The sequence below is a fragment of the Neobacillus sp. CF12 genome (genome assembly GCF_030348765.1).
Classification (GTDB): Bacteria; Bacillota; Bacilli; order Bacillales; family Cytobacillaceae; genus Neobacillus.
Genome location: NZ_JAUCEU010000007.1, coordinates 4,538,553 through 4,550,636 on the forward strand (window position 1 = coordinate 4,538,553; position 12,084 = coordinate 4,550,636).

Annotated in this window: 11 protein-coding genes; 9 read left to right on the forward strand and 2 right to left on the reverse strand. The window is 39.4% G+C overall.

Annotated features, from left to right (window positions below; genetic code table 11):
* Nucleotides 1-20: 20 nt before the first annotated feature.
* On the forward strand, nt 21-281 hold the full coding sequence (locus QUG14_RS21570; protein ID WP_289342482.1) for a hypothetical protein: 261 nt from the start codon (nt 21-23) through the stop codon (nt 279-281).
* Nucleotides 282-320: 39 nt separating this feature from the next.
* On the opposite strand, the gene QUG14_RS21575 is transcribed toward QUG14_RS21570, so the two are convergent.
* Both QUG14_RS21575 and QUG14_RS21580 read right to left on the reverse strand, forming a co-directional pair.
* Nucleotides 321-1,442: an ABC transporter permease gene (locus QUG14_RS21575; protein ID WP_289342483.1), complete on the reverse strand. Its 1,122-nt coding sequence runs from the start codon at nt 1,440-1,442 to the stop codon at nt 321-323.
* Between the two features lies 1 nt (nt 1,443).
* On the reverse strand, nt 1,444-2,373 hold the full coding sequence (locus tag QUG14_RS21580) for an ABC transporter ATP-binding protein (protein ID WP_289342484.1): 930 nt from the start codon (nt 2,371-2,373) through the stop codon (nt 1,444-1,446).
* A 363-nt stretch (nt 2,374-2,736) separates the two neighbouring features.
* Here QUG14_RS21580 and QUG14_RS21585 point away from each other — a divergent pair, with 363 nt between their 5' ends.
* From QUG14_RS21585 to QUG14_RS21620, 8 genes are all read left to right on the forward strand, one after another.
* Entirely contained in the window at nt 2,737-4,098 is a 1,362-nt protein-coding gene (locus tag QUG14_RS21585; protein ID WP_289342485.1) for an acyclic terpene utilization AtuA family protein, read from the forward strand.
* 1 nt (nt 4,099) lies between these two features.
* A complete protein-coding gene (locus QUG14_RS21590) occupies nt 4,100-4,411 on the forward strand; it encodes a DUF4387 domain-containing protein (RefSeq protein ID WP_289342486.1) in 312 nt (103 codons plus the stop codon).
* Nucleotides 4,412-4,423: 12 nt separating this feature from the next.
* Nucleotides 4,424-5,350, forward strand: coding sequence for a ribokinase (rbsK, locus tag QUG14_RS21595; RefSeq protein ID WP_289342487.1), 927 nt, complete (start codon nt 4,424-4,426; stop codon nt 5,348-5,350).
* The gene (locus QUG14_RS21600; protein ID WP_289342488.1) at nt 5,319-6,221 is read left to right on the forward strand and encodes an ABC transporter permease; all 903 of its coding nucleotides are present in this window, start codon (nt 5,319-5,321) and stop codon (nt 6,219-6,221) included. Before rbsK ends, QUG14_RS21600 begins: the two co-directional genes overlap by 32 nt.
* Before the next feature lie 15 nt (nt 6,222-6,236).
* Complete coding sequence (locus QUG14_RS21605; RefSeq protein ID WP_289342490.1) at nt 6,237-7,118, forward strand: carbohydrate ABC transporter permease; 882 nt, start codon at nt 6,237-6,239, stop codon at nt 7,116-7,118.
* Nucleotides 7,119-7,223: 105 nt separating this feature from the next.
* Nucleotides 7,224-8,690: an extracellular solute-binding protein gene (locus QUG14_RS21610; protein ID WP_289342491.1), complete on the forward strand. Its 1,467-nt coding sequence runs from the start codon at nt 7,224-7,226 to the stop codon at nt 8,688-8,690.
* A gap of 12 nt (nt 8,691-8,702) precedes the next feature.
* Nucleotides 8,703-9,863: an ADP-ribosylglycohydrolase family protein gene (locus QUG14_RS21615; RefSeq protein ID WP_289342493.1), complete on the forward strand. Its 1,161-nt coding sequence runs from the start codon at nt 8,703-8,705 to the stop codon at nt 9,861-9,863.
* Between the two features lie 18 nt (nt 9,864-9,881).
* The gene (locus QUG14_RS21620) at nt 9,882-11,987 is read left to right on the forward strand and encodes an ADP-ribosylglycohydrolase family protein (protein WP_289342494.1); all 2,106 of its coding nucleotides are present in this window, start codon (nt 9,882-9,884) and stop codon (nt 11,985-11,987) included.
* The last annotated feature ends 97 nt before the right edge of the window (nt 11,988-12,084 follow it).

Sequence of the window (12,084 nt, forward strand, 5' to 3'; positions counted from 1 at the left end):
AATTTTAGGGAGATGGCGTTTTGGAAGGTTTCTTTGGTCTAGCTTTAAATATTATCCTCACAATTTATTTAGTAATTGATTCCCGAAAGCATGGTAAAAATCCTATCCTTTGGGGAGTTCTTGGTTTCGTATTTGGTGCGATTGCCCTAGGTATATATTTAATTAAGACAGATCGGAAGTTGGTAGGCTGGATTATTACCATTCTAAGTATTATTGGATATTTACTGATAATCCTGTTAGTTGGCTTGGCGATATTTTTCACAACCGTAGGATTTTCATGAATTTCGACATAAAAGGAAGGGGATTTCCCTTCCTTTTTCTTATCTAGAAGCGACAATCGATTTCCTTTTATACAACCAAGAGCCAATGATAAAGGAGATTGCTCCCCAAATGACCAATACACCAATTCCAAACCAGAGTGTACTTGAGAACAGACCTGTTTCATAAACCATACTATCCCTTAAGCCCTCGGCAAAATAGGTGAGGGGAAGGAGGTTGGATATCGGCTGGAGCCAATCCGGCATCGTTTCAATCGGGAAGAAAACCCCGCTTAAAAACATCATAAGGAAGCTAACAATGTTGGCCACTCCCATATACGCATTTTGTGAAGTACTGAAGGAAGAAAAGAAGTACCCTAGAGCATTGAAGGAAAGCGCTCCTATTAAAAAGACAATGATAAGGCTTGGAAAATTGATAAACAGATTTGCCCCAAAGATAAAAACTCCAATTAGCGATAAGAGCAGGATTTGAATAACGCTGAACAACAGTCTCATCACCATATCACTTAGGCCAAAGATTCCCATTTTTGCAGGCGTCATCCGCAGTCTTTTAATTAATCCTTTACGTCGCATTTCTACTAAATCCACCATTCCAAACATGCCGCCTTGAGCGATTGATAAAGCGATCATCCCTGTTAATAGGAAGTCTGTATAATTTAATTCATTACTTCCAGATGTAAGTGATTCAAATTCAATATCAAAGGTAGGCACTGCACCAACAGCTGAAAGGTTTGCTTGTTGAACCATTTTGTCAAGAATGGCAGATAATGCTTGAGTGGTTACCCCTCGCTCATCTTCCTTGTTTACCACAAGTACGAACGAGGTGTCATTTGCTGATTCAGGCAGGACAATTGCCGCATCCACTTCCTGGTCCTTCACCCATTGTTCGGCGGTATCTCGACTTACTGGCTCACCTGTTTTCACATCAAGGATGGACAGTTGAGTGATTTGTGTTAACAGCATTTCAGATGTCGGATTCGAATTTTCTGAGACAATTGCTATTTCTGATTGAAATTCATCATCTGAACTTCCACTAAAAATAACCATAAAGATAACCATTAAGATGACCGGGAAAAAGATGCCCCAGAACCATGCTTGCTTTTCACGAAGGGTCAATTTTAATTGTGCAGAGAACATTTTTTTGAACTGGTTAAAATTGTTCAAGTTAATCCCTCCATTCCTTACCGGTAAAAGCAATAAAGACATCTTCGAGACTCATTTCACGAATGGAAACCTGTTCCACCTGAAATTCCTTTTCTTTTGTAAATTTAAACAAATCTAAAAGTGTATCCTCCGGTTTAATCGTCCAAAGTTTTAATACTGCACCATCACGTTCAGTACGAGCTACAGAGTTAAGATTGTCCGCGAAAATAGCACCCTCTTGGGCAGCATTTTCTCCGTCTAGGAAGGATAATCGAACTTCCCTTTCTTTGGTTAGTTTTTCAATGAGGGCGGAAGGGGTATCAATGGTCACGATGTTTCCTTGGTCCACAATACATACACGATCACTTAATTTTTCTGCTTCTTCCATATAATGTGTAGTTAAAATAGTCGTTTTGCCTAACTTCTTTAGTTCGAGGATAATATCCCATATATGACGGCGTGCCTGCGGATCAAGACCCGTTGTTGGTTCGTCAAGAAAGATAATATCGGGATCACTGATCATCGCCAGTCCAATCGCAAGCCGCTGGCGCTGCCCGCCTGATAGTTTTTTGACCTGATTTTTACGATGTTCGGTTAGGTTGATGAGTTCTAGAATTTCTCCTGAAGGCCTGGCCTTTTCGTAAAACGTGGCAAAAAGATCTAAATTTTCTTCAGGGGTTAGTAAATCAAACATCGCACTTGATTGAGGCTGAACACCGATCTTCATCTTAATGGCAACACCATGCTGGCGCCAGTTCATATCTCCAAAATGGATTTCGCCATGGTCAGGTGTAACCAGTCCTTCAATCATCTCAAGTGTAGTTGTTTTTCCAGCACCATTAGGTCCAATGATGGTGAATACTTCTCCTGCTTCGACAGAGAAGCTAATGTTCTTAACCGCACAGATGGACCCGAATGACTTTTGTAAATTTTTCACTTCTAAAACCGTCATATATTTTCATCCTTTCATTCAAAAGATTGCAACTGGATTATAAATCTCCCTTTTGGTGTATATGTTCAACTTGTTAAATTCATGCGGACTTTTGCTCTATTTCATTTGCAGTAAGTTACGTACTTCGTTATAGTGAAATAATTTTTCGAAAAAAATGACGAAAAAACGAAATTTACTGTTGGAAGATAAAAAAAAGTGTGTTACTATGAAAATATGAAACCGGTTACACATATAACAGTGAAATTTATAGCCATTACGGCTATTATTTTTGCACTATATGAAACCGGTTACACATTAATTTCATCTATTAACTCTTATCTAATTTTTCAATGATAAATAACTCAGTAAAAGAGGTCATGCAATATGAATAAAGAAATCCGCATTTTATCGCCTTGTGGAATATTAGGATATGGTTATCCTGCTAGTTCTTTTCTAAGGGGAATGGAAGAGGAAATTCACGGAATTGTTGTTGATGCAGGTTCTACGGATGCAGGTCCTCACAAACTCGGTGCAGGAGTATCGATTGTCAGCAGACGAGCAACAAAAAAGGATTTAGAAATCATTTTGAAAAACGGAGTACCAAGAAATATTCCGATTATTATTGGTTCTGCAGGCGGAGCGGGTGCTAGACCACATGTAGAGTGGACGCTGGATATCGTGAACGAAATCTTAGCAGAAAATGGTCTTCAGGCAAAGATTGCCGTCATTTGGGCTGATTTTACACAGGAAGAAATTATTGAAGCTAATAATCAAGGGAAGATTAAACCATTAAGCGCCAATATCCCATCGCTTTCCAATGAAATGATCCAAGAGACAGGAAGTATTGTAGCGCAAATGGGGCATGAGCCTATTTTAGAAGCGTTACATAATGACAGTGATATTATCATCTGCGGAAGAGCCTATGATCCTTCTCCATTCGCAGCAATTGGAATCTATCATGGGATGGATGAGGCTTTATCCTACCATCTAGGGAAAATATTAGAATGCGGTGCACTTTGTGCGGTGCCAGGCACCACGAAGGATTGTATATTAGGGACCATTAAAGAGGATTCTTTTACGGTAAAATCATTAAATCCAGCTAGAAAATGTACACCTATGACAGTAGCGGCACACACTTTCTATGAGAAGGAACACCCCTATCTTTTGCACGGGCCAGGGATTGAGCTTGATCTAAGCCAGTGTGAATTTACCGAAATTGAAGATGGTGTCGTCCAGGTAACGAAAAGTAAGTTAACCAAACCAGAGCAGATGTTCATTAAGCTTGAAGGTGCTAGAAGAGTCGCGTATCGGACATTTGTTATTGCCGGTGTAAGGGATCCGATTCTACTCGAAAATATAGAGGAAATCCAACAGGCGGTTAAGGAACAGGTAACAGAGTACTACCCCGAGATTGATACAGAGGATTACGAGATTCATTTCTATAATTATGGAATGAATGCCGTATTAGGAGAAATGGAAACGGAACCATTCCGAGGCCATGAAATTGGGGCTTTATTTGAAGTTATTGCGAAAACACAGGAGTTAGCGAATACCATCTGTGCAACCGTTCGATCTACGTTCTTGCACTATGGCTATGATAAGCGAAAGTCAACAGCTGGAAATCTCGCTTTTCCATTCGCACCAAGTGATATTGAATTTGGAGCGGTCTATGAATTCTCAATCTATCACTTAATGGAAATCACTGAAAATCCATTCAGAATCGAATATGTGCAGGGGGAAATGTAAGATGACCTCACTTTTTGAACTAGCGAAGGTATTAAGGAGTAAAAATTCAGGACCGTTTGAGTTAACATTGGATATTTTGTTTGATTCAAAGGAAAATTACGATCGTGTAAAGTATTCTGGAAAAATTTCTGTTGAAACAATTTGCAAGCTCTACAATATTACGGAAGATCAAGTTCATCATCTCGTATTCTTTGATCAGGCACTTGGAGTGAAAATTACAATTGCTAGAAAAACCTCTTCAGGTACGGTCGGAGATCGAGACGTATATGGTGCACAGCAGCATGCTCCATTAATGAAGATCATGATAGAGTAGGTGGTTATGAATATGGGGAAAATAGCAGTCGTTGGCAGTATAAATATAGATTATGTGATTGAAGCAGACCGATTACCAGAACTAGGAGAGACCGTGCTAGGCAATCATTTCTTCCTTTCATTAGGTGGGAAAGGCGCGAATCAGGCTGTTGCCGCTTCCCGCTTAGGAGGAGATGTCGCGTTGTTTGGTTCCATTGGTAATGATGAAAATGGACAAATTATTAAGGGGAAAATGCAGAAGGAGAGAGTTGACTTATCTCACCTTAATACTATTGAGAATCATCCGAGCGGGGCTGCGTTTATTGAACTTTGTGACAGTGAAAATCGGATTGTAGTCATTTCCGGAGCCAATATGCATACCGATGTTTCTTATATAAATAGCGTAACTGCTGAGCTGTTAAAATATGATGTTATTCTTTTTCAATTAGAAACTCCACTAGAAATGATGGAGCATATTGTTCCGGTATTAGCGGAAAATAGGAAAACAATCATCCTAAATCCTGCACCGGCGCTGAAATTAAAAGAAGAATTGATCAATCAGATTACCTATTTGACTCCAAATGAATTTGAATATGGATTGATCTTAGATAGTGAAGATTCGATGGAAACGCTCCTAAAACAGTATCCCAATAAATTAATTATTACGCGCGGCACTAAAGGGGTTACCTATTTTGATGATGAGAAACAGATTGACGTTCCTGTGATAAAAGTGGATGCTGTGGACACAACAGGAGCAGGAGACACATTCTCTGGTGCATTTGCTGTTGGAATCTCTGAAGGTAAAGGTCTTTATGAGAGTATCTACTTTGGAAATGTTGCAGCTGGATTATCGGTTACAAAAAAAGGAGCCCAAACCGGTATGCCTTACAGGAACGAGGTAGAACAAATATTGAAAGCGGGGCTTAGCCATGAAAGTAAAGGCGAAGATGAAACAAATTAAAAAAGACTGGATCTTATACGTAATGCTTCTTCCTGCCATTATCTATTTTGTTACCTTTCATGTAGTCCCTCTGATTGGGATGAAGCTTGCCTTCGAGGACTATCGAATCATTGGTGATAATGAGTGGGTTGGATGGAAACATTTCGAAGTGCTGTTTAGTTCTCCAGCTTTTTTCGATGTGTTAAAAAATACCGTGATTATCAGTTCGATGAAGATGCTGTTTATTTTTCCGATTCCGATTATTCTCTCTTTATTAATCAATGAGGTACGGAACGGAAAATTTAGAGGGTATGTTCAATCTGTAGTCTACCTGCCCCACTTCCTATCATGGGTTGTGATTGCAGGGGTGTGGATCAGTTTATTAAATCCAGTCGATGGCGGTGTCAACGTACTGAGGAATTTCTTCCAAATGCCATCGCTAGATTTTATGACGAGCAAGGGCCATATCCGCTGGGTGCTGGTATTTTCAGAAATGTGGCGTACCGCTGGCTGGGATTCGATTCTTTATTTAGCAGCGATTATGAAAATTAGTCCTTCTTTATATGAAGCAGCACGGATGGACGGAGCCTCAAATTTACAGCAAATGAGATACATTACGTTACCTGCCTTAGCAACAACAGTGGTAACCGTATTTATCTTAAACCTTGGTTTCTTTATGAATGCAGGGTTTGACCAAGTATTTAACTTACTAAATGACTCCGTCATTAGTGTAATTGATATTTTAGACACGTATGTATACCGAATCGGTATTTTGAATGGACAATATGCCTATGCGACGGCGGCAAGCTTGTTTAAAGGGGCCATCGGTGTCGTATTAATCCTTGGAACTCATTTTATTTCCAAGCGGTTTACAGGTAAGGGAGTTTGGTAATGGAGGTGACTTTACATGAATAAGAAATTTAATTGGTTTACCGTAATCGTTTATACCTTGTTATTTTTATTGTCACTTTCGGTGTTAGTGCCAATTTTGAATTTGTTGGCCATGTCATTATCTGATCCACTAAAGGTTCATAACTTAAGTGGATTGGGTATTATCCCAGAAGGATTTACGTTGATTAATTATAAAATCCTGCTCTCAAATCCGTTGATTGTGAAAAGTATTTTTAATTCGCTCTTTATCACAATCGTCGGAACGTTAATCAATCTATTGCTGACAGCCATGGCGGCTTACGTGTTAGCCCGAACCAATTTTGTTGGGAAAAGAATTGTGCTCATCTTTCTGATTGTATTAATGGTGTTTGAGCCAGGTCTGATTCCAGAATATTTACTCGTGAAAGACCTTGGTTTATTAGATACTTACACCTCTCTTATTCTATATAAAGCAGTTAATGTCTACTATCTATTTATCCTTATGAGATTCTTTGAGGATGTACCTGATAGTATTTTAGAGGCTGCAAGAATTGATGGAGCGGGTCATTTTCGGATTTTCACGAAAATCATGCTTCCATTATCCAAGCCAGCATTGGCAACATTAGGTTTATTTTACGGAGTCTATCATTGGAATGAATACTTCCGGGCTACCATCTATATAACGGATCCAAATAAATGGCCGCTGCAAGTCGTGCTGCGACAATTCGTCGTCCAACAGGACAACACAACCATGCTGGGATCACAAGGCATATTAACCGCAGACCAAATCGCAGCCCTAGACTTTGGATCCCTGCAAGCCGGAACCATAATCATATCCATCATCCCACTGCTGCTCCTATACCCGCTAATCCTTAAATTCTACGCAAAAGGACAGCTAGAGGGAGGCGTAAAAGACTAGGTGACAGGCACCGTTTATTCATTTTAACGCTTTTATACACAATTTTATACACAATCTTTATACATTGCTTTGCTATTATGAACAGATTTTGAGGAGGAATGTTAGATGAAGAAGAATAAGAAGTTTATGGTTTCTGCGATGAGTTTGGTTATGGCGTTTGGTTTGGCGGCATGTTCTGAGGATTCTGCGAAGGATTCTAAGGGCGGCGATAAGGATGGTAAAACGACGATTCGTTTGGTTATGAAGGATGATGGTCCTTCTAATCCGGCTGCTGTGAAGTATTATGATAATTTGGAAAAGGCTTTAAAAGCAGATGAGAATCTTGATGTTGATATTGAACTGGTTGAAGTTCCGCAAGGGAATTATTCAGAAAAGCTAAATCTGTTACTATACAGCGGTGATATCCCTGATTTAATCTACTTCCAAGGTGGAGACCAGCAGATTGCTGAACAGAATTTGTTAGAAGATTTAACTCCTTATATTGAAGATTCAAAGTATTTGAAGGATCTCTTGCAGCCTTACAACGAGAAAAGGTTAGAGAACTATCCTTATCTTCTTTGGGTAAAGCCGCTAGATTCTAAAACACCTGTTGTAAGAGCAGATTGGTTCAATCAAGTACCAAGTGCTCAGGAATTTATCGCAAATCCAACAACAGATAACTACTACAAGTTTTTCAAGGAATTGTTAGCGGTTCCGAATGGACCTAAAAATGGTGTATCCGTTGCAGGAGACATTACTGAGTTAGATTACATGTTTGAAATGGCTTTTGGTATTAATCAAACATGGTTGAAAAAAGATGACGGAACGTACGAGTATTCAAAAGTATCAAACAAGGAAAAAGAAAAGCTAGCATTCTATAACCAATTATATAAAGATGGCATTCTAGACCCACAATACCTAACAAAGCAATGGGATACAAAAGAAAAGGCATTTTATGATGGTGAAACAGGTGTAATTGTTGGAACAAATGGTAAAGTGGTTGATCTTTATAACGGTAAAATGAAGCAAGTAAATGGTGACAGTGCAGAGTTAGTTGTTCTTCCTCCTGCAAAAGGTGAGTTCCAAGGATTTGCACCAACAGATATTACAAAAGAATCACGTGGTATGGCGATTTCTTCTCAATCAGAAAACAAAGAAATTGCTTTCAAGATTTTGGATTACTTAGCAAGCCCGAAGGGACAAATGTTTGACCGTCTTGGCTTCGAAGGTGAACACTATAACATTGTCGATAACCAAATTGAATTAACGGACAAGTATTATGGCGAATGGTATGCAAGATATTGGGAAGCAACGGACCTTAAAACAGAACAGCCTTTAAAAACTCCATTGTTAAGCGAACCAGCAGTTAAATCACAAGAATTAGCGAAGGAATTCTACAGCGAAGACAACAGTTTTATGATTCCTGAAGAGCATGTGTCTAAGTGGGATGCAATGGAAAATCTTTATAAAGAATATGCAACAGATATTATCACTGGCAAACGTCCAATCGATGATTTTGATTCATTCGTGAAGGAATGGGAAAAAGCCGGTGGTAAAGAATTAACGGACTACGCAAACAAAACTATTAAGTAAGGAGTTCTTTCAATGATTTCATTTCAGGAACGTGTTCAGGGTGTCATCTTAGCTACGGCTTTAGGTGATGCCATGGGGGCTACAATTGAAAAATTAAGCTACGAGCAAATTAAAGAAATGTACGGACGTGTTGAATCTTTAAAAACAAACTGGTATAAAGCGGATGCACCACAAGAAGTAACTCTTGGCAAAATGCGCGGGAATGGCATTGTGACAGATGATACGTTAATGACAACTGCTCTCATCCATGTTTATTTGAAAGAACAGCGACACCTGGATGCCTACGATCTTGGGAATGAATTCGTGAAAGAAATTTCCTATAAAAAAACCTATATACCTGAATTTGGACGCGAGGGTCTGATTATCGACCGGTTGTTTTATCCGGAGAAATATATTTTCATGCGTCATGTATTAGCAAACTGTGAGCCGAGAGAAGGCGGCATTGGAAATATGATCAACTGTGGTGCTGCCATGTATATCTCTCCCATTGGGATTGTGAATGCCGGTAATCCAAAGGCTGCTTATGACGAAGCGATCTTATTCGCGATGGGTCATCAAAGCAGCTATGGATTGGAAGCTGCGGGGGTCTTAGCTGCTTGTGTAGCCAAGGCCTTCGAAGAAAACATTACCGTGGATGAGATTGTTGAAACAGCGATTTATTTTGCGAAGGATGGAACCAAGCAGGCGATCATCGATATGACGGAAGCGGCAAGAACACTTCGTGCAGAAAAGGCCACGATGGACCAAGTGATTACTGCCTTCCAAAGCGTTATTGCCAAATATTCTCCAATGGGAGATGACGTTCATCGAAAAATAGAGAAAATCGGAATTCCTTCTAACCATTACACGCCAAGCCGGTTATTTTCGATAGAAGAATTACCAATGGCCCTTGCTTTTATCGTTCTAAATGATGGCGAATTCTACAAATCTATCTATGATGGAATAAATTCCGGCAGGGATACAGATTCGATTGGTGTCATGATTGGGGTTATTCTAGGAGCGATGTACGGTTCTGAAGTGATTCGCGAAGAAGATATTAACCTATTAGAAGATACCAATAAAATGAACCTTGTTGAATTATCCAATTCATTTGCACAAGTGGCAAAGAGCATCATTATTGAAGATATTCGTATAAATGAGAAAAGAAAAGCATACTTGGAAAACAACTGCTAAGGCAAGGAGTGAGTTAGAATGATTCCTGAGAATTACTTGGAAAAAGTATATGCTGGCTTTCTAGGGATGAATGTCGGAATCCGACTTGGAGCACCCGTGGAGCCTACAGAATGGACACCTGAAAGAATTCATCAATTCTATGGTGAAATTACAGGTTATGTAAAAGACTATAAAACCTTTGCAGCAGACGATGACGCAAACGGACCTATCTATTTTATTCGCGCACTATACGATGATGCGATTGACCGAGAACTAACGCCTGAGGACGTTGGCAGAGCGTGGTTAAATTACTCCAGAAATGGAATTGGCATGTTCTGGTGGGGCGGCGAAGGGATTAGTACAGAACACACCGCTTATAACAATTTGAAAAAAGGTATTCCTGCACCTCTATCCGGTGCGGCAGAGACAAATGGAATTGTTATGGCAGAACAAATTGGCGGTCAAATTTTCATTGATACATGGGGATTATTATTTCCGAATCAAATCGAAAAAGCTGCCCATTATGCAGAAGTGGCGGCAAGTGTATCACATGATGGAAATGGATTATATGGTGCAAGATTTATTGCAGCGTGTATTTCAAAGGCTTTCTCTGCCACTACGATTGAAGAAGTAATCGAAGCGGGACTTAGCACCATTCCAAGCGACTCGTTATATACGAAGGTAGTAAAGGCAGTCATCGATTTTTACGAGAAAAATCCAAATGACTTCCGCCTTTGCCGTCAATATCTTGAAGACGAATGGGGGTATGACAAATACCTGGGTATCTGCCATATCATTCCGAATGCCGGTGTTTGTATCCTTTCTCTTTTATACGGAAAAGGCAGCTTTGCTAGAACGATTGAAATTGCCACCATGTGTGGATGGGATACAGACTGTAATGCTGGAAACGTAGGTACGATTGTAGGGGTATTACATGGAATCGAAGCAATCCCTGCGCATTACCGTAAGCCAATTAATGATGCGATCGTTACTTCAAGTGTATCTGGTTACTTAAATGTATTCGATATTCCGACGTTTACAAAGGAATTAACGCTACTTGGCTATAAAGTAAATGGTGTGAAAGCACCTGAGTGGCTTGGGGATAGTGTTAAAAATGGCGAAGTGTATTTTGATTTTGTTCTTCCTGGTTCTACTCATGGATTTAAAACAGATAACAGCTTTAAAACCTTATTACGGCATAGTGATGAACAAGGCTTTGAACGTCCAGGCTCTTTAGAAGTGATCATTGACCGCATGTATGAAGGTGATCAAAGTAAAATTTTTTACAAGCCTTTTTATAGACGTGAGGAATTTAATGATGAAAAATATAAGCCGACATTCGCTCCAACGGCTTATAGCGGTCAAACAGTAGCCGTGAAAATTTATTTAGACAAGTTTCAGGGTAGTGACATCATTATTACCCCGTACGTTCGAAAAACATTTAGCCAAGAATCCGTATACTTACAACCGGTAATCTTGGAAAATCAAAGCTGGAACGATATTCAATTTACGATTCCAGAGACAAATGGGGATCTCATTGATGAAGTAGGGTACTTGGTAGAAAGTCCATCGATTTTAATCAATCGTGCATTCGGAAGATTTTTTATCGATCAATTCCATATTTTCGGAAATGCGGACTATTCCATCGATTTTGCAAAGCAATCAGTTGAATTTAAGTGTATCACTCCTTTTGCCCACCATAACGGGGAATGGACGCTTGGAAATAACTTGATGAAATATGAAACAGAAGAAGATTGTTCCTCTTATAGCGGGAATTATTATGCCAAGGATTATGTCATGGAAGCTGAAATTACCCCGGATTCTGGAAAGAGCCATCATTTAATTTTCCGCGCTATCGGGACCGAACGTCATTATTTAGCTGGCTTTGATGGTGATGGTCAGGTTTCGTTGAAGCAGAATGATTTTGGGATAAAGGTATTAAAAACGGCAGCGTTTGACTGGGAGCATGGAAAAACCTATACCTTTAAAATGCAGTGTATAGGTTCTAATCTGTCACTTTCTATCAATGATCAAGTTGTTATTCAGGCAAATGACACACGTTATTCTCACGGCATGTACGGTTTCGGCTGTCACGAGAAGGGTGAAGGTAGAATTCATACTGTGAAAATTAAAGAAATAAATTAACAAAGATTACACCAAAAGGCTTGGATATAAGATATGATGAAAGAAATTATATCTATAATCCAAGCCTTTTTTTAGAATAAGTTTAACAATTGGAGCG

Bases quoted from the DNA above. Each gene is read 5' to 3' on its own strand.
- QUG14_RS21580 (WP_289342484.1), bottom strand. From the start codon at position 2,373: ATGACGGTTTTAGAAGTGAAAAATTTACAAAAGTCATTCGGGTCCATC.
- QUG14_RS21585 (WP_289342485.1), top strand. From the start codon at position 2,737: ATGAATAAAGAAATCCGCATTTTATCGCCTTGTGGAATATTAGGATAT.
- QUG14_RS21590 (WP_289342486.1), top strand. From the start codon at position 4,100: ATGACCTCACTTTTTGAACTAGCGAAGGTATTAAGGAGTAAAAATTCA.
- rbsK (WP_289342487.1), top strand. From the start codon at position 4,424: ATGGGGAAAATAGCAGTCGTTGGCAGTATAAATATAGATTATGTGATT.
- QUG14_RS21600 (WP_289342488.1), top strand. From the start codon at position 5,319: ATGAAAGTAAAGGCGAAGATGAAACAAATTAAAAAAGACTGGATCTTA.
- QUG14_RS21605 (WP_289342490.1), top strand. From the start codon at position 6,237: ATGAATAAGAAATTTAATTGGTTTACCGTAATCGTTTATACCTTGTTA.
- QUG14_RS21610 (WP_289342491.1), top strand. From the start codon at position 7,224: ATGAAGAAGAATAAGAAGTTTATGGTTTCTGCGATGAGTTTGGTTATG.
- QUG14_RS21615 (WP_289342493.1), top strand. From the start codon at position 8,703: ATGATTTCATTTCAGGAACGTGTTCAGGGTGTCATCTTAGCTACGGCT.
- QUG14_RS21620 (WP_289342494.1), top strand. From the start codon at position 9,882: ATGATTCCTGAGAATTACTTGGAAAAAGTATATGCTGGCTTTCTAGGG.